A 26,049-nucleotide genomic window follows, 5' to 3' on the forward strand; every position below is an offset into this window, starting at 1 on the left:
TTAAACCTCTTTATAATCACCGTCGATTACATCATCGTCTGCCTGATAATCCTGCTGACCAGCTCCGCCCATATCAGGACCCGCTGCGCCTGCTCCTTGAGCCTGCTCATATACCTTTGCGAAAAGCTGCTGAGCGCTTGTCATCAGTTTTTCTTTTGCAGCCTTGATTTCTTCAACCTGAGCCTCTGACATATCCTCTGGATTTGATTTTTCAATCAGCTCTTTTAATGCTGCAAGATCTGCCTGCACTGCTGTCTTATCATTTCCGTCTAATTTATCTCCAACTTCATCCAATGCCTTTTCTGTCTGGAATACCATAGAATCTGCATCGTTTCTTGCATCGATCGCATCCTTACGTTTCTTATCCTGTGCCTCGAATTCAGCTGCTTCCTTCACTGCCTTTTCGATATCACCGTCAGACATATTAGAGCCTGCTGTAATTGTAATATGCTGTTCCTTACCGGTTCCTAAGTCCTTAGCAGAAACATTAACAATACCGTTTGCATCGATATCAAAGGTTACTTCAATCTGAGGAACACCTCTTCTTGCAGGTGGGATACCATCCAGTCTGAACTGTCCGAGAGACTTATTGTCTTTCGCAAACTGTCTTTCACCCTGTACTACATTGATATCAACCGCTGTCTGATTATCCGCTGCCGTTGAGAATACCTGGCTCTTCTTTGTAGGAATTGTAGTATTTCTCTCGATCAGCTTTGTTGCGATACCACCCATTGTCTCGATGGAAAGTGACAACGGTGTTACGTCTAACAGAAGGATTTCGCCTGCGCCTGCATCTCCGGCAAGCTTACCGCCCTGAATGGAAGCACCAAGTGCAACACACTCGTCTGGGTTCAATGTCTTGGATGGCTCCTGTCCTGTCAACTGCTTTACTTTATCCTGAACAGCCGGTGTACGTGTGGAACCACCAACCAATAATACCTTGCTAATCTCGGAAGCTGAAAGTCCGGCATCGCTCAATGCGTTCTGAACCGGTTTTGCTGTTCTTTCTACTAAATCATGTGTCAACTCATCGAATTTAGCTCTTGTTAAATTCATATCAAAGTGCTTTGGACCGTCTGCTGTTGCAGTGATGAAAGGCAGGTTGATGTTCGTTGTCGTAGCGGAGGATAATTCCTTCTTCGCCTTTTCTGCTGCTTCTTTCAATCTCTGAAGTGCCATCTTATCGGTTGATAAGTCTACACCCTCCTGTTTCTTGAACTCTGCAAGCATATAATCTGTTATCTTCTGGTCAAAATCATCTCCACCTAATTTGTTATCACCGGAGGTAGCCAAAACTTCGATAACGCCATCGCCGATTTCGATAATAGATACGTCGAATGTACCGCCGCCTAAGTCATAAACCATAACCTTCTGCTCTTTTTCATTGTCAAGGCCGTAAGCAAGTGCTGCTGCCGTAGGCTCATTGATGATACGCTTTACATCAAGTCCTGCAATCTTACCAGCATCCTTTGTTGCCTGTCTCTGTGCATCGTTAAAGTAAGCAGGTACTGTGATAACAGCCTCTGTCACTTTCTCGCCTAAATAGTTTTCTGCATCTGCTTTTAATTTCTGAAGCACCATAGCAGAGATTTCCTGTGGTGAATATTTTTTATCATCAATTGTAACTCTGTAATCGGTTCCCATATGTCTCTTGATAGAAGAGATTGTCTTGTCAGCATTCGTAACTGCCTGACGTTTTGCAGGTTCACCTACTAATCTTTCGCCTGTCTTTGAAAATGCTACTACAGACGGAGTTGTTCTAAAGCCTTCTGCGTTTGAAATAACGGTTGGCTTTCCGCCTTCCATAACTGCCACGCAAGAGTTTGTTGTTCCTAAGTCAATTCCTATTATTTTTCCCATGATCGTTGCCTCCTAATTTGCTACTTTTACCATGCTATATCTAACTACATTGTCTCTATACAGGTATCCCTTTTGTAACTCCTCAGATACCACATTTTCACCTAATTCTTCATTTTCCTCATGCATAACCGCATTGTGAATATTAGGGTCGAACTCTTTTCCTACGGCCTCAATCTGCTTGACGCCGATTTCTTCCAGTGAGCTTATCAGCTGCTTATATACCATATCCATACCTTCTACAAACGGGGTGTTCTTCTCTTCCTCGCTGACAGCCTTCAATCCTCTTTCAAAATTGTCCACTGTCAAAAGTATTTTTTCAATCACTGATTTTGCTCCAACCTCAAACATCTGCTCTTTTTCCTTATCAGTACGTTTTCGGAAGTTTTCGAATTCTGCCATCGTTCTTTTTAACCGATCGGTTAATTCTTCGATTTGCTCATCCTTTTTGTCTTTCTTTTCTTTCTTTTTGCCAAAGAAGCCTTTTTTCTCAGCCGGCTCTTCACCGTCCTCCGGTTCCTCACCGTCTGTCGCCTCTTCCTCTGTTTCTTCAACAGCATCGGTTGTTTCTTCTATAGATTGTTCCACATCCGTCTCTATCGTATCCGTATCGACCGTATCTTCCTCTATATTCAAATCTTCCTTTTGCATTTCATTATCCGCCAAATTTTCTTACCGCCTTTCTAAGTCTTTTTAAACATTCCATCAAGCTGCTTCATCAGTATTTTCAGACTGTCCAACACCTTTTCATAATCCATTCGCTTCGGACCGATAATTCCTATCGTACCCTTCACGCCTTCATCAAGCTCATAGGTTGCAGTTACAACACTGCAATCCTTCATTGTCTGTATCGGTGTCTCACTTCCTATATAAACCTGAATTCCATTGTCATTCCCCTCTGCCAGCGTCTCCGTGACCAGGTTGACAAGCTGCTGCTTTTCCTCAAGGGCAGATATCAATTCACTTGCCTTCTCCGAATCGCTAAGTTCAGGATATTTAAAAATGTTGGTTGCTCCGCTTGTGTAAATCTCCAAATCCTCGTCTGATTTAATCGCCTCTGCAACAGCATCCAGCACACTGTTTACAATGTCACTGTGTATGCCTGCTTTCTCCTTTAGTTGGGAAATTACACCCAAGTTGATTTCATCTATCGATAATCCATTTAAATTGGAATTGAGAAGTATATTAAGCTTTAGTATTGTTTCATTATCCAATGTTTCGCAAGAGTCAATAATTTTATTCTTGATAATGTTACCCTCAACTACCACAACCGCTAAGATGTGTTCGTCATCTACCTGCGAAAGCTGAATAAATTTAAGCTTATTTTTCTGATATCTCGGAGAAGAAATCATCGTGGCATAGTTCGTGTTGGCTGCCAAGAGCTTCACTACCTGTTTTAGAATTAATTCCATCTTATCGGCTTTCTCAACCATAAGACCTTTAATCTCCGAAACTTCCCTGTCCTTTTCCTCCAAAATCTGGTCTACATATAACCGATAACCCTTGTCTGTCGGAATACGTCCTGCTGAGGTGTGAGGCTGAATGATATATCCCAGTTCTTCTAAGTCAGACATTTCATTTCGAATTGTCGCAGAGCTTAAATTCAAATCGGAATACTTGGATATAGTTCTTGAACCGACCGGCTCACCGGTATCCAAATAGTTTCTTATGATGGCATGTAATATTTTTGCCTTTCTCTCGTCTAACTCCAACCTCGTCACTCCTTTCAAATAAGATGTCTGTCACCAGTTTTTGGAGTTTGTTAGCACTCATTGATGTAGAGTGCTAACATCCATGTACCTAACATATCACCTTGCATTATTTTTGTCAATAGTATTTTATAATTTTCTTCATTTAATTCAAAGCCTTTTTCTCCTTAAGCAGTCTTGTAAACTCCGCCGGAATCGGTATCACAATCTGAAGCAGAAAAATATGATTCTCCAGACTGCTGTACAAGGTACCGCCGTATTTCTCCGCAAGATGCTTCATACTCTTCATTCCAAAGCCATGATAATCCTGATTTTTCTTGGTTGTTACCGGCAGACCGTCCACAATCTCCATATCTCCTTCATAGTAATTATTGGTTTGAATACAAAGGAAGTTTTCATTTGCTGAAATCGTGAAGCTAATCACTCTTTTTTCCCTATCCTTATGTCTGCTTACCGACTCAATCGCGTTGTCCAATGCATTTCCAAGGAGCGCATAAATATCCAGCGTACTCATAAAATCTAACTGTCCGGCATCCACAAAGCAAGACAGGTTAATATGATGCTTCTCACAGTAAAGGCTTTTTTCGGATAATATGGTATTCAGCACTTCATTTTCGGTTTTTATCACCTTGTCATATATCATAATAGAGTCCTCGACCTCTGTTATGTATTTGTCCCATTCCTCATCTTTGGCGTTCTTTAAGGCTTGAAGCTGATGCTTTAAATCGTGACATTTTCGGTTGATGATATCAATATTTTCCTTTGACAGATTGTACTGCTTCTGTCTTTCATAGAGAAGCTGTTTTACAATCTCCTTTTCTTTATTCAAGGTACTGACACGGAAAATATTGTACTGCACCACAAGCACAAGCGTACAGTTAAAGAAATCATAAATTGCCCCCTGATAATTCACATTACTATAATCGGTTGTCCCGTTTAAAAATATAGTCTGCCCCAAAAAGGAGGAGAAAAGTAATACAATAAGCATCAAAAGAAAATAGAGAAATGTTTGAATATTATCTTCAAATAAGATTCCCCCGCAGGCTTTTAATTTGTTTGCAAAAATCTGCGCAATCAGATAATACCAGAAGAGGCATGTCCCCGCACAAACCAGAATATAAAGCCATAAGCTGTCTGTCAGCTCCGTCCAGATTCCTCTGGCAATCACTTCATTCACCACGATATATTCGATATGCTGTACGGAATATCCCGCTATCCCCATAAACAAAGTATCGCATAACGTTATTTCGTAGCATATATAAATATAAATCAGCGTCAAAAGTGCAAGAAAAATATACCACGAAACAGACACTACATGGATAATAAGCGGAAGAGAAAAACTTTCTGCATATTCACGAATACCGATATAAACGACAGACAATAAAATAAGCAATGCGGTTCCTGCTATTTGCTTGAGCCAAAATTGTTTCTTTCGTTTTGCAAAGTTCCATACAAAGACCTGCTCCGCCAAAAGAAGCTCCAGGATAAAACGTATTTCTTCAAACACATCAAGGGCACTCATCTGCTCATACCTCCCATAAATTTTGTAAATTCCTTTAAAAATTCAGCCTTCTTACTTCTGCTGATTTGCAGCTCTTCCTTCCCTACCTTTATGACACTGCCGTTTACCGATTTTACATATTTCATATTGACCAGATAGCAATGATTGCTTCTGGAAAAATGATATTCCTTCAGCATCTCCTCTACCTCCTTCAGCACACCGCGGGCCGTGTAAGTTCCGTTTATTGTATGATATATCAAATAATGCCGGATTACTTCAATATAATAAATATCCGATACATATAAATGTACCTGCCCCTCCGCCGTTTGAATGGTCAGCTTCTTATCCTGATCTCTTGTAATATAGCGCATTGCCTTTTGCATTTTTAAGGTAAATTCTGCATAAGACAGGGGCTTTAGCACGAAATCAAGGGCTTCCACTTCATAACCGGCAATCGCATATTGTGCCATATTTGTAATAAACAACAGCACGACACTTCTGTCCATCCGCCTCAGTTCCCTTGCCGTCTCAATTCCGTTTAAGGCGGGCATCTCAATATCTAAAAATACCAAATCATAATCCTTACTGTAATCGTTTAAAAAATCATTCGGATTATGAAACACCGATACCTCTATCTCATTTCCGTTTTCCCTTTCAAACTGTCTGACATAGCTTTCGAATAAGTCCGTTGTCTTTACTTCATCATCAACAATGGCAAGCTTCATATCGTCTCTCCTTACAAAGTTCCTTAAAACTTACTTTTACACAGCAAAGGCCTCCGCAGCCCTTTCGGGCTGCCGAGGTCTAAACATTTAATTACTTCTTATTATACACCTATGTGTATGATTTTTACACTATCTCTACTTTTGATTTATTATCATTTCTTCTTATCAATTTTCTTGTTACAACGATAAGTGTGAGTACCACTGCAACGCCAACAACGATATCCATTGCAATTAATCCCTTTTTCCAGAGAGGCGTTACGGCAACCAATTTGCTGTCTGCCGATAATCCGTTCATTGCGTTGCTGTTTGTAATTGCGTATGCAACGTTTTTGGCAGCTCTTTGCATATTATTCAGCACCGTCGGGGTCATCTCCTCATCGGCAAGCTTCCAAAGCTCTGCGTCCGTGTTTAACCAAAGATCGGTTCCTGCCTCCAAGCCTTCTCTGAGGTCCTCATAAGCAAATACGGAGAAGGATGCCTGGTCTGTCACGACCATTCCCTTGAAGCCCCATTCATCTCTCAATGTTGCTGTCATAAGACCGTAATGTCCGCCAGTCCAGCGTGCTCCAATTCGATTCATGCTCGCCATCATGCCAAGTGCATTTCCTTCACGAACCGCAGTCTCAAACGGGCGTAAATAAATCTCACGAACGGATTGTTCATTTGCAAACATCGCTCCGCCGACACGGTTGCCTTCCTGATCATTCACTGCAAAATGCTTTACGGTAACTACAGCACCTTTTGACTGTGCTCCGCGAACCGTACTCGCTGCCATTTTTCCTGAAATATAGCTGTCCTCTGAGTAATATTCAAAGTTTCTTCCGCTGTATGGAGAACGGTGAATATTTGCTGCCGGTGCATACCAAACCTCCACGTCAAGTGCGAGGCTGTCCTCACCTATGCCTTTTCCGAATTCCTCTGACAATTCCACATTCCATGTAGATGCCAATACAATCTCCGGCGGATAAGCTGTTCCGCTTTCACCGCCTACCAATGTGGATGAAATTCCTGCCGGACCATCCTTGTCTACGGTCGCCGGAAGCTGAATGGATTCTACATTAACCGTAGAATATCCACCTATTCTCACCAAGCTGTCCAGTTCCGCAACTGACATTTGCTCAATCAGGGTACCCCACAGCATATCCTCATAATCCGTTCCGATCAGCGTAGCTGCATTTAATTTGCCAAGCTCCTCATTGATTGTACCGGTTACTGGAGCCTCTGCATTTTCATCCTCTGTATAGGAGATTTTCAAATCAGCCAACAATTCGTCTGATGCTGTCAACGCTCCGTCTGCATAGGTAGCAGGCCATGTACCAGCCCAGTTGCTTCTGCTTAAATATTGTAATTCTGAATCGTAATAACTCATATCTGTCTTTTCAAACTGATTGGTTATCTCATTTCCTGTAGTCTGGGATACCGCATATGTTTCTGAATCCAGACTGTCTACCGTTACCATTGATGTAAAATCAGCATTTCCGTCATAATCCATACTATCTGCTGTTGTTTTTCCTTTTGCCGCAAGAATATTGTTCAGTGCCTCATGTGCATCGTTACCTGCCGTGAAATAATAATCCCCTGCATCCACAATATAGGTGCCGTATCCCTTGGCATCATATGCCTTCATCTCTTCCTTATCAACTGTAACCGTCACTGTCTCACTTTTGCCCGGTTCCAGATTTGAGGTCTTGGTAAAGCCTACTAATTCAACAGAAGCCTTCTCAATGCCGTTCTCTTTATCATAGTCTGTATACGGAGACTGCATATAAATCTGTACAATGTCTTTTCCGGCAGCTGCCCCTTCATTTGTTACTGTGACAGATATTTCGTAAGTACTATCTGTCTCCTTCACCTCATAACCTGACCATGCAAAATCTGTATAGGACAAGCCATATCCAAACGGATACTGTACTGCTGTCTGGTAGTCATAATTTGACTTATCTTCGTTTCCTAGTACAACATCCTCATATCTTGTCTCATAATATAAATAGCCTACATAAATGCCTTCTCCATATACCATATACGCATTGCCTCGGTCAACGGTACTGTTTGTGATGGTATAGTTTCCAAAGTTCATCATGCTCGGTGCGCTTAAAGAGTCATAAGCATAGGTGTCTACCAATGCACCGGACGGATTTACTTCACCGTTTAGCGCCTGTGCAACCGCATAAGCACCTGTCTCACCTAAAGCGCCAATCCACATACAGGAATTAACATCATATTCCTCCAAAAATCCAAGCTCCATCGGATTCTGTGTATTTAGCAGCACGATAACCTTATCAAAGTTATCAACCGCCATCTGAAGCATTGCTTTCTCATTATCATCCGGCTCTAAATACAAATATCCGTTCTCTCCCGGTGTGCTGGAAAGGTCTGAGCTTTCTCCTCCGGAGCGTCCGATTACAACAACTGCTGCATCGTTATATTCCTGAAAGCTTTCTTTCACCGCATCGGTATAAACATCCTGCGGCACTTCATTTACGGCAAAGGAACCCATTCCGTACACGTCAGGTGTCGCTTTTCTGTAAGAGGAGCCTTCCCCTGTCTCATAAAAATTCCACAGTGTCTCATTAATCTCAAAGCCTGCACTTTCAAATGCTGTTTTTAAGTTTATCGCCTTTGACGCATCCACAGAGCCTGCTCCTCCGCCGCCATAAACAGGATCTACACTATCCTGACCAATCAAGCTGATTTTGGTGTTTGAGCTTAACGGAAGTGTATTTCCTTCATTTTTTAAGAGTACAATTCCTTCCGCTTCAATTCTTGTTCCAAGCTCCTGCAAATAGGCAGTACGCTCTTCATCGCTTAAAAAATCGCTTGTGAAGTAGTCTGTTGCCTCTTCTTCTGTCGATACAATTTTCTGGGTTGACTGATTGAAATGCACCGAAATAAGATTTTGATATTTCAAAGCGTAGTAATTTCCAATCACCAGACTGACAACAATAACCGCGCATATGATATATGCGATGGCTGCCGTCACTTTAGAAATAGCCTTCTTTTCTTTCATGATACCCTCCTGGTTTTCATTTTATTAATCTTTACAGGGAGAGAATAACATATTTGCCCGATTGGTTGGATTTTTAGGCATATCTGGTACTTTTTATAACACAAGTTGAGCGCAGGCTGTTATCTTATTTTGCTCCCTCGGTATTTCAAACCTTGACAATGTTATCGGTTATACTGTATATTTTAACTTATATGTGAGGTGTATTAATTAAGAAGGAGTTGGTTTTATTGGATTCAGGTGAGGTCACACAGTTATTTCTTTTATTGTTTCTTATATTATTGTCCGCATTTTTTTCTTCTGCGGAGGGTGCGTTTACTTCGGTAAATAAAGCTTGGGTTAAGAGCTTAGCAGAGGACAAGAACAAACGGGCAGAGAAGATATTAAAAATAATTGATGACTCGGGCAAAATGCTCAGTGCAATACTAATCGGCAATGACGCTGTCAATCTCGCTGCCGCTGCACTTACGGTTCTCTTTTCCATCAGCGTATGGGGAAATACTGTTGCAGGTATTGCAGCTATCTTTATTATAATTATATTAATTCTTGTTTTCGGAGAAATTATACCGAAAACACTTGCAAGAGCATATGCCGAAAAGGTTGCTTTTGCCTATGCAAATACTATTTATTTGCTTTTGCTTATTTTTCGTCCGGTTATTTTCTTGGCAAGTGCAATTTCCTTTGCGGTGCTGAAAATCTTCCGCGTCAACGCCACGATCAAAACAAAGGTGATTACAGAGGATGAGCTTCGTTCCATCGTTGATGTCAGCCATGAAGACGGGGTACTGGAGCGGGAAGAGCGGCAGATGATATATAATGTGGTTGATTTTGGTGATTCTCTGGCAAGAGACATTATGGTTCCAAGAATTGATATCACGTTTTTGGATGTTGACTGTACTTACTCGGAATTGATTGAGATATACAAGGAAGTGAAGTTCACAAGACTTCCTGTTTACGAGGATACAACCGACAATGTAATCGGTATCATCAACGTAAAGGATTTGCTTTTATACAATCCGCAGGAAGAATTTTGTATCCGTGATTTTTTACGCGAGCCTTACTTTACATATGAATATAAAAAGACGTCTGAGCTTATGATGGAAATGCGGAAAAGCTCCATTAATTTCGCAATTGTTCTTGACGAGTATGGTGCTACGGCAGGGCTTGTCACATTAGAGGACTTGCTGGAGGAAATCGTCGGTGAAATCCGAGATGAGTATGACACAGACGAGGAGGACCTAATTCAGCAGATTAGCGACAGGGAGTATGTAATTGAAGCCTCCATGAAGCTGGACGACATTAATGATTTATTAAATTTTGATATTATTTCGGAGGATTATGACTCCATCGGCGGTATTTTAATTGAGCTGCTTGACCATCTCCCTGAGACGGGCGAGGAAGCTGTCACGGAAAACGGAATCCGTCTTGTTGCGGAAAAGGTAGAGAAACAGCGCATCGAAAAGGTTCGCCTTTATCTGCCGGAGGCTTTTTCAACAATCAGCACGATGAGCTTCCCTGATGGGGACGAGGCTGACTTCGATGAAAAAACGGAATAAGGTGCACTTTGGCACATTTATATACAAAAAAGAAGAAGTTGAAAGTTTTGATTGCTTTCAGCTTCTTCTTTTTTGTATAAAAGGTTCTTATTCTCGTTCTTTTTTATCTTCATTTTCCAAAACAACAATTTCACCATCGGACACACGGATGATATCTGCGATTTCCTCCTCAGACATCTCCATATATTTTGCAAGCTCTTCCACACTTGCCCTTCTTCCAAGTTCCTCACCCAGATTTTTGGCGCCTTCGTTTAGGTAGTTCACTCTGTTCACAATCTGCTTACCTGCGCTCACAAGTGAATCTGCCTCCTCAACGGCATTTTGAAGTGCTGTGACAATTCCGTTTTCCAGTGCGGCTTCCACCCGTGTCTCTGCAATCTCTTCCATCGTATCGAGGGTGAGCATCAAGCCGATATTTCCCTCTTGAATTAAATCACTTAAGGCGACTCCTTGGTTTACATAATTTTTCGCAAGCGCCACCACTCTTGAAAGGTAAATCTCAATCAATCTGCTTTTTGCGAGGGGATTGTCCTGAAGCACCTGACCATACAGCTCTTTTTTCTCACTCTCGCTTGCCGGAGAAATACTTTCCAATTCCTCCAGATACATATCAAGATACTTACTGTCCTCGCCTTGCACCTTTATCTTGGACTCTGACGCCTGAATCTCACTCTTTTCTTCAGTGCCTTCTTCCTCCTGCGCCTCTTCCTTTGTCTGAGTCTCAAACAGCTTTGCCGTCTCGCCCTTTTCATGACCCTCAACTGTAATCTTATTCGCTTCCAGATAGCCATATACCAGCTCCATCTGCTCCTCTGTCAGTGAAGCCGTTTTAAAAAATTCCTTTATTTCCTCAACCGTCAGTTTATTTCCCTTTGTCTCCGCTACCGTTCCAATCTCAGAAAGCATTTCCCTAAATATAATTTTATCATTCATTCCGAAACTAATTTCTCCTTTAACCTATGCATTTCTTGTTTTTGTCCTATTAGCATATCACAAAGCAAGAGATAACACAACTTATCGTTTTGACAGAGCTTTTGACACCTGAAATCTACTTAAGATACTCCTTTGCAATATTTCCCGCTATATATCTGGATATATTAAAGGTACGTGGTGTAAGCTTTTCTGATTTTTCCTTTATTTTATTAAAATATGCCCTTATACTGTCCTCGTCTTCGCCATAGGAGGTCAGAGTTTCTCCTTCATAGGATGCAAGCGCTTTCGCGGCATCTGCCGACAAGGAGGTGAGATAATAAAAGTCTCTGACTCCGCCGTAATCCATGCTGAACTCTTCTTTCTCTGCCTTTTCTATCGCATTTATGTTATAGCTTGCAATCAGATAATCAGGGTGACTAAACGCAAACACAATGTACGCTGCTGTCACGACCGTCAGACAATACCGAAACAGCGGAAAGCTTTCGCGGTATATGCATACCATAATTCCTGCCATCAGCAGGGCTATCACCAGAAGTGACCAAAGTACAAAAAGTCTTAAAAAAGTAAAATGGTATATCTGGACATAGAGCAGCATACGGTACACGCTGGATGCAACCATAATATAAGTACATACGGATATCAGAGTGAGAAGCCCTTTTAGTGCCTTGCTCTCCTTAAAAAACGCCATACAGCACAAAACAATGAGAATATTGATAGCACATACAAACAACAGTTGAAAAAATCCTTCTCTCGCGTATTGCGCATAAGAATAATGTTCCGGCAGTTTCATACTAGCCGCAAATAATCCCATAATCTGTACGGCACAGAACATAACATAGACCACGCTGATAACTCCTAAAAACGTGTTCGCAATAAGCGGTTCCAAAATTCTTTGATCCTTCACCTCTTCTTTGATGTTTTTCTTCGCCGCTCCGTTTATAAAGCAGTAAATACCGATATAGGCAAACAGTGCGGTAAGACATATCGAAAAGATATTCTGAAACACCTTTAATCCATCTATCATATCGGCAAAAATATTAGCAAAAATCGCATCTGCACTCAAAAGCAGCGCCATAATAAGAAGGGTAAGCGGTACGGCAATCCCAAGTCCAATCAAAATATATTTTATCTTTCCGTCTTCTTTTTTTTGCTTCTCCTTTACTGCCCTTGCCGCGTCCGCAAAAGGAAAAGGAATTGCCGCAATGCTCTCTAAGCCTAATACTGCAAATGACGCCAGATATTTTCCGATTGTCCATTTGGAATCCTCATAGAGCTGATGCAGGATAAAAATAACAAGAAGTACAAATATCGCTGTCTTGCTTAATATATTTATCTTCCAATCGTCCGTCAGGAAAATCGAGAGACCGAGCAGCAGAATGGAAACCATATAAAAGTAGGAGCCTTTTTTTAGCTCAAAGCCTAGCTTTCTTAAAAAAATAATATAGTAGGAAATCGTCCCCACCTGTAAAAGCGGCAGGGTAATACCGTCAGCGTTTTTGTACACGCAAAAGGTGTAAAAGACTGCATACAAAATACTTGCCAAACCAAAAAATTGATAATTTTCCTTTATTAACTTTCGTTCCTTTGATTCAATGTCCTCTGTTGTCATATAGGTTCTTGGTGTTAAAACTTTATTTTCTTCTTCCATCATTTTTTCCTCCATTTCAGAGCTATTCACGCTCTTCATTCTCCCCGTCATCCTCCACATATTGCAGAATATCCCCCGGCTGACAGTCAAGTGTCTTGCATATTGCCTCCAGAGTGGACAACCGGATCGCTTTTGCTTTGTTATTTTTTAAAATGGAGAGGTTTGCCATTGTTATGTTTACCTCGCTGGCAAGCTCCGTCAAGCCCATTTTCCGCTGTGCCATAACCACGTCTAAATTTATTATAATAGCCATAGACTCCTCCTAAATCGTTAAGTCATTTTCCAATTTGTACGTTACCGCCTTATCAAACACAAGGGATAATACCTTGCTGAACAGCCCCGCTATGATAAACACCAAAATGACCACGAGCACCGCAGGTGTCAGATATAAAAACAAGCGAAAACAGGTGATAAATGCAATGGAAAAGCTGTAGCTTCCCATTCGTTTTAAGCTGATCACATTTGCTCGTGTAAAACAGTCGTCCTTTAGCACGGATTGAAACATTTTCCGCAGCTCCCATATAATCAGAACCGCAAATATTCCTGATAAGAAAAACAGAATACACAGCTCAATATAATTTTCCGCAAAATATTTATTGTAATTTCCGTAAAATTTGATACTGATCGGAAGGGTAACGCAGACAAACATGCCCCCGAAAAACATTGCATCCAATAACAGTTTTGTTAAAATAGTTATTTTATCCTTCATGATAACCTTGCCTCTTTTCTTTCATATCTTTTTCATTACTATAGCACAGATATTTTTGCAATTCAATATATTTTTATCGTTTTACGATAATTTTATGTTGCAAAAAGATATATTATGAATATCTTTTCCCAAAAGTCATCTCATCCATTATAGTAATATTCTAGGGTGTATGATAAAATAAAAATTAGGATTAAAAGCGAAAACAATCACTCTACCATAGGTTTACTTTATGTTATTCAACCTATGGTCGGTGGAAAAGCTTTACTTATTCACTTATAATAAAGAATAAGAAAAACAATCTGAAAAGGAGTTATTTATGGATAATAAAAAAATGGGGAAATTTATTGCTGAATTGAGAAAAGCGAAGTCGATGACACAAAAAGATTTGGCTTCTAAACTGAATGTTACAGACAAGGCTGTTTCTAAATGGGAGCGCGGATTAAGCTACCCGGATATCTCACTCTTACCAGACCTTGCCAATATACTTGGTGTAACCGCAAGCGAGTTATTGAATGGTGAAAAAAGCAATTCTGTTTCCGAAAATACTACAGTAAGTATTGATAACGCTTTGCACTATGCAGACAAAGCTGTGAAAAGCAAAGTGAAAAATCTACAGGTTATAGGTGCGGCAGCCTTCTCTTTCTTGCTTTTGGCTGGTATTATAGTATGTTCTATCTGTGACATGGCAATTTCGGGTGGTTTTACATGGTCACTCTTCCCAATTAGCTCCATTCTTTTTACATGGCTGGTCTTCTTTCCGGTCATTCGATTTGGAAAAAAAGGAATCGTGGGAACTATGATCGCATTAACTATTTTAATCATTCCCTTTTTATATGTGATTGATAATCTTGTCAAAGACAATCCATTTATAATGCCTATCGGCATAAGAATGGCAGCTATTTCTCTTGTATTTTTATGGAGTGTTTTTTTACTTTTTAAAATATTAAAAGACCAAAAATTGATGGCAGCGGCAATATCTTTTCTGATTGGTATCCCTGTATGCTTTTTCATCAGTTTTAGTCTTTCCCGCATAATAGATGAACCGCTCATTGATACATGGGATGTCTTAACTTATTCTATTCTGGCGATTCTTTCCATTGTATTCTTTCTGCTTAATCTTAAGGCACAAAAAAAGTAATGCTTTAGAAAAATATAACTTTGTAAATGAATATGCGCTGATGTACTGTTTTGGCACATCAACGCATATTCTTACTGCTCCTATTTTACCGTAATCTTAATCTTTTGACTCTTTCCATTAAAGGTTTTAACAGTAATCGTTGCAGTTCCCTTTTTTATTGCTTTTATTTTACCGGAAGCAGATACGGTTGCCACCTTCTTATTGCTGGAAGTGTAAGTAATTTTATTACTTGCCGAATTCTTTGATAACTTTACCTTTACCTGGAAGGTCTTTCCCTTCTTCAACGTCTTATTCGTTGCATTCAGACTGATCTTGGAAGGTGCCACCTTAACCGTAACCGTGCAAGTGGCTGTCTTTCCGTTTCCTGTTGTCGCGGTTATCTTAACCTTTCCCGTTTTCTTTGCCGTTATTTTTCCATTCGCAGATACGGTTGCTATCTTTGAATTACTCGTCTTCCAAGTAACCTTCTTCGTTTCTGCATTTGCATTGGAAGGGGTCACCTCTGCTGTCAAGGTATAGCTTTCTTTTACACCAAGCGTTAGCTTTTTCGTATTTAGTGTTACTTTTGCTGCAAGCGGTTCAAATAATGCGGTTACCGTCTTTCCTGCGGTTACCTTGGTATCCGTTCTTGATGCCGTTGTTACGCCGTCACTCCACTTCACAAATCGGTAGCCTGTTGCCGGAACTGCTGTTACAGTTGTTGCATTTTTACCCGCTGCTACACTCTGCTGTGTCTGTCCGCTGATACTTCCGCCTGTAGAAGCAAGATATTTTAAGGTATAGAATGTATTTGCCTTTACTGTAACGATTGCTTTCACCGTCTTACTAACCAATTCTTCCGAATAGGTCATTTTTAAAATCGGCGAGCCGTCTGCTGCCCAGTGTACTCTCTTAATTCTTGCATCACGGCATGGATCATACAGTGAGTTCTGACTTGCCCACTGGCATTGCTTCTTATAACACGCTTCACCTCTGGCATGATATACGAAAATCACATTTCCGTCTTCATCCACTGTAAATGAATTATGTCCCGGACCGTATTCACCTGCTACATCAGCAGAGGTTAATATCGGATAACTCTGTTTTACCCAAGAATTCACATCCAGTAAATCTGCGTCTGCATCCGCGGTCAAAAGTCCGATGCAATATTCTACTCCGGTTCCCGATGCTGAGAATGTGCAATATATTTTTCCGTCGTGAATCAGAACAGATGGACCTTCATTTACATTTTCATTAATACGCTCCCAGCTATATTCAGGAATGCTTATTTTAACACTGTCTGAAACACATTTCCACGGCTGATCCGGATCTATCTCTGCTATAAACAGAGAAGAATATCCGTCTGTCTGTGCCCACATCACATAATGATGTCCGTTATTCTCAAAATAGGTCATATCAAGAGAGAAACCTGTAAATGCCTGTGTATCTGTGCTTTTTGCCTGCATCTGCCCCATGGCTTCCCAAGAAGCAGGGTTCATGATATCTGCTGCGTTATTGCATCTTAATACATGCGGACGGATACTCCATACACTGCCAGAGCTTATACTTGATGTATAGAAAATATAATAAACTCCGTTGATATAGTGGAATTCCGGTGCCCATATATAGCGGTATTCCGTAGAGGAATTGTCACAATCCCAAATCGTAACTTCTGTTGCATTCTGTAATCCCTCAATCGTCGTAGCTCTTCTTAAAATAACTTTATCGTATCCATTTGTATCTGAAGAACCGTTCATCGGATAGGATGCCGTAAAGTAGTAGTAGCCATCCTCACCTTGAAAAATACACGGGTCTGCGCGATGCTCAATAAATGGATTCGCATATTCTGTCTGTTTAATTGTTCCTGTTATTTCATACGTTCCGCCCTTACTCAAATCTACATTGGAAAGATTCCAGCTTACATTCATATCTGTGGTAGAACCATCGCTGTAATTAGCCGTAACTTTTTTCGGTAGAAGCGATTTGATATCTGCCCCCGCATCTGCTGTTACAGTTACCGGTTCAATTCCGGTATTTTTAACAACACCCAGCTTATTCACAACACGGTCGTATTCTGTTTTGCTGACATTAAGTACACCACCTGCTGTTGCCCCATCCGGCCAGCTTCCGGTCTTCTCCACTGTTGTCGGTGTATAAGCGGCAGTGGTTGTTGCAAGAACTGTCTCAAAGTCTTTTGTCGTAGTTGCATAGGTATTTGTTGCGTCTCCCCAATAAATGGTATAAATACCTGTTTCATCATCATAGCTGCACTGTGGAGCTGTTGTAACGGCAGCACTTACTGCAAGCTTACGCTCATTTGTAAAATGAATCAAATCCGTTGAGTCAAATACATAAATATAGCTGGAGCTGGTAGAATTGCGGGCAATCATACCATATGTACCGTCTGCTTTTCGGAAAATATAAGGTGATGCAAGACCATTTGGACTCGAGTTCTTTGATCCGCCTGCATTGTTGGCAAAGCAAATACCTGTGTTGGAATTTAATGCCGTATAGTCAACATTATCTGCGCTGTATGCAAGATGGAGACTCATTCCTAATGATGTTGTTTCAGTACTGTTGGTATATGCCATCAGATATCCATAATCCTCAGCACGGACCGTAATCGAAAAGTCTTTTTTCGCATCTAATTTTACCGTTCCGTTATTATATGAAATTGACGCCGATACGGTAAGTGTCACATCCTCTTCCCCAGAAGCCGGACGTTTTACCATTGTTCCGTCATTTGCAAGAACCTTCGTATTGCTGCTCTTCCATGCAATTGCAATCGGTGTTTCACCGATATTACCAGCTGTTGCAGGTAATGCAATACTGTCTGTAGTGCTTGACTTTACATGTAATGCCGCAACTGCTTCGTTAAAAAGATTTGTTATATTTGCCGCAACAACGGTAACTGTAAATTCTTTTGTAACAGTCAAATCACCTGACGATAACGTTGCTGTCATTGTAACATTGACATTTTTATCAGTTGCCGGTCTTGTTACCTTACCGTCATTCGTAATAATCTCTGTATTGCTGCTGCCCCACGTAATCTGTGAGCCCTTTGAACCGGTTGCCGGAAGCTCTAAATCAGAAGTAACCGCACTGGTATCCCCCAACGTTAATGCTTCTTTGTCTATAGCCAGAATACCGTTGTTATACTCTTTTGTAATCGCATCCTGTGACAACGCCGCATCATATACCTTTACATTCCGGACGCCGCCTTTATAAAACTTATCGTTATACCCGGAACGTCCAAGTGCTGCAACCAATCCCGTACCAAAATCAGTCGTCGTATTGGTCTTGCTTGCAGTAGATACTTTTACACCATTATAATACCCGGTAATGCTGTCTGCCGTAATTACCGTCGTATACATTCCCCAGCCAGCGTCTGTTTTTGTGGTAGATGCCGCTGTTTCTGTATTATACGGTGCAGAAGCATTATTGGACTTCGTCCATACCGACTTAAAATATCCACTTGGTGAAGCAGGATTCAACAACCAGTAATTCAATGGAAAGGTAGATGTACCCTCGCCATAATATTTGGTTTTGCTGCCAAAAAACATCGCACTGTAATCTCCCGAGCCTGTTTCGTTCTTTAACCATAACGAAATGGTCAATGCATCATGACCTTCAAACACCGTACCAGGTATCGATACATACGCGGCAGTAGACCCGGCTGCTCCGCCCGGAAGTGTCAGCACATTATCTGCTATAGCTGCACCGTTTCCTTTAATCGTTGCTGTCTTGCCATTGCCGGAAACATCTTCAATCGTCGACCCGTCTGTGGTTCCGCTGACTTTTTCATCGGAAAAATCATATTCTGCCAAAAGATTTCCTTCATCCTGTGTTTCGTCAGGAGTTTCCTTAGAATATGCACTCATTAAAGTGTTGTATTCTTCTTTGGTAATATTCAATACCGTACCATGACGCGGCTTTGACGGAAGACTGGCAGTAATTTTCGCAAAAACTGCATTTGATAAACTGTCCGTCGTTAACGGATAGTAACCACCGCTTCCGTAGTTATCCAGGAGAAGACACCATTTATCTGAGTTGCTGTCATCCTGATTGAATTTAAAGCAAGTCGGCCCTTCCACACCGCTTTGTGATTTTAATGAAGCAGAAGTCACATTCTCCCATGTTCCAAGAAGTGTCTTTGATCTCTGTAAGAACGTTGTGGCTGCGCTTACTGATTCACCATCAACGGTTCCGGAGCCTTCATTTTTTGAGAAACGATAGATATATCCGTCATTTCCATTGACAACTGTCGTATCAATTGTCGATACACTTCTGTCAATCCATACCTGCGGCTCTGTAAAGGTGTAAAAATCTCTTGTTTTACAATAATAAATCCTCTGTTTTGCATAGCTGTCATCGGCAACCTTTGATGCCCAGAATACAACATATTCACCTGTCAGTTCATCATAAAAAGCTTCCGGTGCCCAGGTACAGCCTGCATTAATACCGGCACTGACAGTCACCATACGCTGAGCGGACCAATTGACTAAATCTTCGGATTCCCAAACCATAATTGACTGGCTTCCGTTTTGCTGAGCAGTTGTCCAATTTCCGTCTTTTGCAATGCAAAGGTCCGTTGCTATCAGATAGAATTTGTCCCCTTCTGCTGACCTGATGATAAACGGATCACGCAGACCTGTTGTTCCCAGTGTGGATTCTAATACAGGCTCTTCCTCATTGAGTTCTTCCCAATCTGTTCCATTCTGACTGGATGCAAAATAAATCTGTTCCTCACCGGAGCCATTGCCTATAAAATACGCAAATAAGTAATCTGTTGTATCTGCAACTTCTGCCTTTGCTTTTACTGTCAGTTCAAATTCTTTTGTCAAAGTACTCCCGTCCAATGTAAGTACGGCTGTCAGAACAACATTCGTATCTTGATCCTGCCTTGTCACTACACCTGCCGGTTTCGTGTCATAACCTTCGTTTTCTTTGCTTTCAACAGAAACCACCTCATCATTTGAGGACTCCCATGTGATAACGGAACCATTTTCTCCTGTTGTCGGAAGCGTAATATTTCCTCTGATATCATCTGCGTTTGGAATAGTCAGCGTATTATAATCTTCCCCAAAGGGACTGATAACGGTTATGGAATAATCCTTTGTAAATATGGTCTCATCTTCATAGGTTCCGGTTGCTGTAATGGTTATGGTTACCGGATCGGAACCCGTATAATGATAGGTACCGTCATCGTCAATTACCGTCGTATCCGAAGAAGACCATGTCAGTGAAACTCCGTTTATCTCAGACGGAAATGAAAGGCTCTTTGTAACTGCATCTGCACTGCTGTTATCACTTAAGATTGTATCAAGCAAACCTGAAGTCACAATACTGCCAAGAGCCGCCGAATAGTTCTGATTAATCTGTTCTAAGGTCAAGGCTGTGCTGTAAATCTTAAAATCAGACAGTGTACCTTTGTATGCTGCATCAGGGCTATATAAGGATTTACCAATGTAACCGATACAGCTGTCTGTACTGTTCGCACTTAAAATATCCTGTATCTTATAGCCGGATGCGGTTACCTCTGATGCCTCACCATTTAAGTAATAAGTGACGTTTCCGTTATCAAATACAACATCTACCACATTTTTGTAAGTTGTAGACGGAGTCAATAATTTTGTTTTAGGTACACGAAGCTCTGTGGAACTGTTTTTGATAGCCGCCAGAATACTGTTTGCATAATTGCCGTCACTGGATATCGGCGAAACAAACAAATAGTTTGCTACATTTGGCCAAGTTCCAACCGTTGTGCCAAGTGTAAGCAGCCATGCGCTTGACTTTGTATTATCCTGAAAGGTTGCTTCGATTGTAAATGTTTCCCCTGTGATTGTACCGGATGGAATCTCCACATATTTAGACGAAGAGCCGTCAAAATTTAATACATTCCCAGAATCATCCGTTGTAAAATCCGAATCGGTAAACCCTTTTAAAGCGGCATTGTGCTCATTTCCCGTTAAGTCCGTCAGTTTTCCGTCCGCATGGCTCATGTCATAATGCACAACTAAATCATCTGTTATCGCTGCAGCCTTTGCTTCTATTAACGTTAACCCCTGAAACAGGGTTAACGTCATAGTAAAACTCAATATGGCTGCTAAAATTCTTTTTCCATATTTAATCATACTGTTCTCCTTTTTTATTATCCGCGTCTTTATTTTGGTTGTTTTATTTGACCGTAATCGTTTTTTGGATTGTTACGCCGCCAACCTTAGCAGTGACAACTACCTTCCCCTTTTTCTTTGCTGTCAGCTTCCCTTTTGAATTGATGGATGCAATTTCTTTTTTGTTTACGGACCATTTTACTTTCCCTGAAATGCCCGTCACTTTCAGAGTTGTTGATTCTTTGACTTTCAGCGTACTGTTTCCGGAAATGCTTCCTACCTGAAAGGTCAGATTCTTTGTAATGCTTTTGCCTCCGGCTTTTATTTTTACCGTTACGGTGCCCTTGCCGTCCTTTTTCGCAGTCACCTTGCCAGAATCTGATACCGATACCGCGCCTGCAGCAGTATAAGTGACAACTGCCCCTGCATTCTTTACTTTGTCCGGATAGGAAACCTTAATCTGTGTTGTTTTTCCTTTTGCAAGACCCGTTACAGTTGACGTTACGGTAACCCCAGACATATCGGTATCCACGGATACTAAGGTCTGATATTTCATTGCAAATCCGTCGTATTTTGACGTCACAGTTGCCGTTACATATGTATATCCTGCCTTTAATCCGGTTACTGCTCCGTTTTTGTATATTGCAACTGAGGTATTGCCGGAGGCATAGGATACGGTTACCATATCTTTAATTTCATCCGGAAGTGTAAATAACTTGGCTGTTTCATTTACAGAAACCGTCTTAGAAGCCGCAATGCCAGACTCCTTAATATACGCAAATGGATCCAGATATACTGCGCCATACTCCAGATTTTTAATTGCTCTTGTAATCGCTGTTACCAAAGCATCCACTTCTGTCTGAACCGTTACAGCCGGCGCCTTGTCAATTACCTTTTTCAAAGCTGCTCTTGAATCATCCGTATAATATGTATTATTGTAATATCCTGCAGCTTCTGCCAATACACTCTCCAACTTTGTCTTATCCAATGCCTTTACGGTTATTGTGAAGCTTTTTGATGCTGTTAACACCCCGGATGTAACAGTTGCGGTCAATGTTACAGTTTGATCTTTTATACCGTTTTGTACAATACCTCTATTGCTGACTACATCCGTATTGCTCGAATCCCATATTATATCCATTTCATTCAAAGTACTTGACAAACTTAAATTGTAACGTACTTCTTCAGCGGAAGTGTTTCTGCTTCCGATAATATTTGATTCCGTCAGATTTTCATTTAAATCCTCCTGAAGCTTTTCTTGATAAGCCGGATCCGATAACTGCACTTCTTCATCTGTCATTGCCTTGTTATAAATACGGAATGCAGAAATTTTTCCTACAAAATTCGTATCAACTGACCAACAGGATTTTCCGATATAGCCCAAAATCTCATTGACACATCCGCCCGCAATAACATCGTTTTCAATGCTGTAGCCGGAATCTAATTGTCCGCCGACTTTTACACCATCAATATATAATTTGATCGTACCCTCATCAAATACCATATCAATCGTATAAAACTCATCATTGTTATTCTGAATTCCTGTTGAAAACAACTGTTCTGTGCTGCTGTTTTTAATTCCGGCTCTTACCTGTCCGCTTCCATAGCTGAAATACGGGCAATAGAACATGTAGTTTGTTCCTGCTGTTTTCGGATTAGAACCAAAACAGAATAACCAAGAAGTTCCTCCCGCATCTGTACTTCTCGAATAAGTAGCTTCTATCGTAAATTTTTCCTTATCAGACAATGCATCCATAATGCCCATAGGAAGATCCAAATAACTGCTTGAATCTGTGATATTCATAACATTCTTACCATCTTCTGTGGTAAATGTAACATAGCTGGAATTATGAATTGTTGCATTATTACCATGTCCTGATATGTCTACCAATTCGTCGCCTACAGCCTTTGAAAAATCATAATCTACTGCCAAATCCTCATTTACATTCTCAATGCTTTTTACCGTTACCGTCGTCTCGGCTGTTTTGGTTGTTGCTCCTACTGTTACTGTGGTTGTAATTGCCGTTTGACCAACTGATACACCTGTTATGTTTCCTTCGGAATCTACCTTTGCAATAGAAGTATCCTCCGATTCATAAGATACACTTGCTGTGGTAACGAAAGACGGAAGTGTCACATTTATTTTAGAGGAATTGCCTTCAAATACACTTATGCCCGCCGTAGCAGTAAAACCTTGGGAAGCAAACACTTCTTCTGCGGACTTTTCACATAGAGCACGTACCTCTTCTTCTGTTAATGCAGAATCATAAACGGATACATCATCCACCAAACCGGAAAATTCAGCATCCCAGTAGGAAACACCGAGCCAGATACTCTGATTTGCACCATTTAATGCGTTTACGGCATTTCCTGTTCCGATCAGGGTGCCGTCAACATAAGCACTCAACGTATCTCCTGTCTGTGTCAAAGTCAGCATACTCCATGTACTTGCCGGCAGACTCACTGTCGATACCGTTTTCCATGAATATTTTGTTCCGCTGTCACTGGTCCCATTCGTCCATACCTTACAACTGCTGCTGTTACTTTCTCCCGATACTGCCACCCACTTCTCCGGATTATGATATCCTAAAAATACAACCGGCGAATTTGTTGCTACGGTACTGCTTGGATTTACCCACATAGAAATTGAATAGTTGTCACCAAGGTTCGTCTGGTTTAAATGGAGTCCATAATTTCCAAGCTGAATGGCCTGATCCTCCTCTTTGCCTGATTTACCGGTTCCGTATGTTACCTCTCCGCTATAATTTCCTAATCCCGTCACTACCGCTGCTGCATCATCAAGTGTTCCGTCAAATCCGTAAGTTGCTACAGGTGTGGGCACTTCCATCGCCTGTATAAGTAATTGGTCATTTATAAAAACCATTGTAAAAAGCATAGCTGCCGCCATAAAACCACTGAAAAACTTTTTAAATTTCATTGCCTTTTCCCCCTCTGCTATTAAATCTTTTTAATAGTCATAGTTTTACTGCTATAACCGGTTTTACTGGTTAATAATTTCTTCATGGTTTTATATTTGGAAGAAGATACTTTGAATACGGCAGCTTTATTGATTCCTTTAAAAGCATTTGAACCAATGCTCTTAATATTATCGCCGATTGTAATCGTCTTTAATTTTTTCATATCTTCAAAGGCACCACTTCCTATGGCAGTCACATTAAATGTATATCCGTCTATTTCCACGGTCTTCGGTATTGTGATAGATTTCAATGTATCCGATTTTGCCCCGGCAACCGTAACTGTACCGCCTTTTTCAGCCGACTTCGTAACCTCGTATTTCAGATTCCCCACCTGATATATTCCGTTTTTGATTGGGATTTCAGTCTGTGCAGCGGATGGCTTGCTCTGAACCGTAACACTGATATCTGCGGTCTTTGTAATCCCTTTTTCTGTATACGATACAGTCAAAGTCTTTATACCCGCTTTACTCATATCAATACTTGACGCATTGCTTATATATCCTTTTAGAACCGATTCACTGGTGCCGTCATCATAATTGATAGTCAAACGGATATCATTATCTTTCAAAGTATCGCCCGCATAATAGCTTCTGGTTGTCTTTCTTGCCTTCACTGATGTGATATCTGCCGATTTAGCAACCGTAAATGTGCAATCCTTGTTGTTCGGATTCTGGCTCAATATAAGTTTTCCCTTTGCAGAAGTCAGATAATAACCCGGATAAGCAACACTTTCAAAAGTTACACCGCTTCCTGAAAATCCCTCTAAAGTACGGAAGGTCATTTTGTTGGAATCTGCTGTAATTCCGGAGGAATTTGCCGAACGATAATCCTGTGTCAAAATAATATTATAGGAAGAATCTACCGACAAATAAAGCCCCGGCTTATTGTATGACTCGATTGATACATATGCCTCGTTTGCCTTATCGGCTTTACCCGGAACAATTTCCCACATCGCATCGCTTTTATCCGCGCTGCTGCTTGTCAAAACAGATTTTGTAATCGGATAAGCCGAATCACTCAAAGAGTTGGCGAAATTTTCATGCGCAACCAGTTCATTGTCGGAATTTAAAATCTGATTGCTTGTTCCCGTCAGACCGGTTGCAGTTTCCTGAATATAATTGACACTTCCGTCATCTGCAAATGTCATTTCTTCTATACTTGCAACTCTGCGGTATCCGCTTCCCCAAGGCAACGATCCGTTATGATACATAAAATATGTTTTTCCGTCAAAGTCAAATACAGCCATATGATTGGTATTTGAAGTCGCTGACGGCTCCATAATCCGACCGCCAAATGTCCACGTTCCGTTTGTAAGATCGTCTGTCGTGGCATACGCCATCTCTTCTCTCCAATTCATCGCATAAAAAAGATAATACTTCCCATAGTAATTGCCGCTTTCATCCTGTCTGTGATATAACCACGGTGCTTCTGTATATGTACCGGACATTCCTGTAATTGACTGCTGCCAGAGATCTTCATCTAACGTAATCTTACTGTCCCCATTTTGGTCTTTCACTGAAATCATATCCTGATTCAATTCACACATGAACAGATGTGTATTTCCCCATGCCAGATAAATATGTTCTTCACCGTTGTCATCGGTATCTTTCCATACAGTCGGATCAATATCTTGCCACTGAAAAGAATTCCTATTCGTTTGCGAACCCGCAATCAATGCACTTCCGATATCCACAAATGTTCCTGTCGGACTGTCGGATACAGCAACGCCAATCGCCTTATCATAATTGTCTTTCGTGTTTGCGGCGCAATAATACATATAGTATTTTCCGTTTTGTTTCGTGACCTGTCCTGCCCATGCAGTATCAGTAGTTCCCCAGCTTACATTTTTCATATCCATTACAACGCCATGATAGGTCCAATTTTTCATATCCTGCGTAGAATAACATAAATAATTCGGCATTACATATCCGTCATTCGTAGAAGCATCATGCCCCACATAGAGGTATACCGTATCGCCATCTACGAGGACGGACGAATCACCTCCATATATTACATTGCCGTTTGCATCAAAACCGGCAACCGGATTGCCAAGTTCACTTTTTGAAATCACGGTTTCCTTTATTGTTGTATCCCCCGATACAGCTTGTGATACTATCCCTTCCAATCCTACTACCATGGAAAGCGCCAATACACTTAATAAAAATTTCTTTTTCATACTATTGCATCCTTTCCTTCCGC

Annotated in this window: 15 protein-coding genes; 2 read left to right on the forward strand and 13 right to left on the reverse strand. The window is 41.0% G+C overall.

The features are described from left to right. From dnaK to CTY48_RS13000, 6 genes are all read right to left on the reverse strand, one after another. Positions 1–1,860, reverse strand: a complete 1,860-nt coding sequence (dnaK, locus tag CTY48_RS12975; protein WP_099468905.1) for a molecular chaperone DnaK — start codon at positions 1,858–1,860, stop codon at positions 1–3. Between the two features lie 12 nt (positions 1,861–1,872). Further along, on the reverse strand, positions 1,873–2,523 hold the full coding sequence (gene grpE / locus CTY48_RS12980) for a nucleotide exchange factor GrpE (RefSeq protein ID WP_236354922.1): 651 nt from the start codon (positions 2,521–2,523) through the stop codon (positions 1,873–1,875). A 17-nt stretch (positions 2,524–2,540) separates the two neighbouring features. After that, the gene (gene hrcA, locus CTY48_RS12985; protein ID WP_099470159.1) at positions 2,541–3,578 is read right to left on the reverse strand and encodes a heat-inducible transcriptional repressor HrcA; all 1,038 of its coding nucleotides are present in this window, start codon (positions 3,576–3,578) and stop codon (positions 2,541–2,543) included. 133 nt (positions 3,579–3,711) lie between these two features. Continuing rightward, a complete protein-coding gene (locus CTY48_RS12990; protein WP_099468906.1) occupies positions 3,712–5,088 on the reverse strand; it encodes an ATP-binding protein in 1,377 nt (458 codons plus the stop codon). Next, positions 5,085–5,792 carry a LytR/AlgR family response regulator transcription factor gene (locus tag CTY48_RS12995; RefSeq protein ID WP_099468907.1) on the reverse strand — a complete coding sequence of 236 codons (708 nt, stop codon included), beginning with the start codon at positions 5,790–5,792 and terminating at the stop codon, positions 5,085–5,087. Before CTY48_RS12995 ends, CTY48_RS12990 begins: the two co-directional genes overlap by 4 nt. Before the next feature lie 124 nt (positions 5,793–5,916). Further along, positions 5,917–8,799, reverse strand: a complete 2,883-nt coding sequence (locus CTY48_RS13000) for a glycoside hydrolase family 3 protein (protein WP_099468908.1) — start codon at positions 8,797–8,799, stop codon at positions 5,917–5,919. 227 nt (positions 8,800–9,026) lie between these two features. Here CTY48_RS13000 and CTY48_RS13005 point away from each other — a divergent pair, with 227 nt between their 5' ends. Further along, positions 9,027–10,352, forward strand: coding sequence for an HlyC/CorC family transporter (locus CTY48_RS13005; RefSeq protein ID WP_099468909.1), 1,326 nt, complete (start codon positions 9,027–9,029; stop codon positions 10,350–10,352). 87 nt (positions 10,353–10,439) lie between these two features. Here CTY48_RS13005 and CTY48_RS13010 read toward each other — a convergent pair whose 3' ends face one another. The 4 genes from CTY48_RS13010 to CTY48_RS13025 all read right to left on the reverse strand — a co-directional run bounded on the left by CTY48_RS13010 (position 10,440) and on the right by CTY48_RS13025 (position 13,642). Then, on the reverse strand, positions 10,440–11,285 hold the full coding sequence (locus CTY48_RS13010; RefSeq protein ID WP_099468910.1) for an RNA polymerase sigma factor region1.1 domain-containing protein: 846 nt from the start codon (positions 11,283–11,285) through the stop codon (positions 10,440–10,442). Between the two features lie 115 nt (positions 11,286–11,400). After that, positions 11,401–12,972 carry a DUF4153 domain-containing protein gene (locus tag CTY48_RS13015; RefSeq protein ID WP_180272726.1) on the reverse strand — a complete coding sequence of 524 codons (1,572 nt, stop codon included), beginning with the start codon at positions 12,970–12,972 and terminating at the stop codon, positions 11,401–11,403. Next, complete coding sequence (locus CTY48_RS13020; protein WP_099468912.1) at positions 12,956–13,186, reverse strand: helix-turn-helix domain-containing protein; 231 nt, start codon at positions 13,184–13,186, stop codon at positions 12,956–12,958. Before CTY48_RS13020 ends, CTY48_RS13015 begins: the two co-directional genes overlap by 17 nt. A 9-nt stretch (positions 13,187–13,195) precedes the next feature. Then, the gene (locus tag CTY48_RS13025) at positions 13,196–13,642 is read right to left on the reverse strand and encodes a DUF2975 domain-containing protein (protein WP_099468913.1); all 447 of its coding nucleotides are present in this window, start codon (positions 13,640–13,642) and stop codon (positions 13,196–13,198) included. Positions 13,643–13,958: 316 nt separating this feature from the next. Here CTY48_RS13025 and CTY48_RS13030 point away from each other — a divergent pair, with 316 nt between their 5' ends. After that, a complete protein-coding gene (locus tag CTY48_RS13030; RefSeq protein ID WP_099468914.1) occupies positions 13,959–14,780 on the forward strand; it encodes a helix-turn-helix domain-containing protein in 822 nt (273 codons plus the stop codon). Between the two features lie 80 nt (positions 14,781–14,860). On the opposite strand, the gene CTY48_RS13035 is transcribed toward CTY48_RS13030, so the two are convergent. From CTY48_RS13035 to CTY48_RS13045, 3 genes are read right to left on the reverse strand one after another with little or no spacing between them, the layout of a single operon-like run. Next, on the reverse strand, positions 14,861–20,893 hold the full coding sequence (locus CTY48_RS13035) for an immunoglobulin-like domain-containing protein (protein WP_099468915.1): 6,033 nt from the start codon (positions 20,891–20,893) through the stop codon (positions 14,861–14,863). Positions 20,894–20,936: 43 nt separating this feature from the next. Continuing rightward, complete coding sequence (locus CTY48_RS13040) at positions 20,937–23,810, reverse strand: LamG-like jellyroll fold domain-containing protein (RefSeq protein ID WP_099468916.1); 2,874 nt, start codon at positions 23,808–23,810, stop codon at positions 20,937–20,939. Positions 23,811–23,830: 20 nt separating this feature from the next. Next, the gene (locus tag CTY48_RS13045) at positions 23,831–26,026 is read right to left on the reverse strand and encodes a family 43 glycosylhydrolase (RefSeq protein WP_099468917.1); all 2,196 of its coding nucleotides are present in this window, start codon (positions 26,024–26,026) and stop codon (positions 23,831–23,833) included. Positions 26,027–26,049 lie beyond the last annotated feature (23 nt).

This window comes from Konateibacter massiliensis (assembly GCF_900184995.1).
GTDB lineage: Bacteria > Bacillota > Clostridia > Lachnospirales > Lachnospiraceae > Lachnotalea > Lachnotalea massiliensis.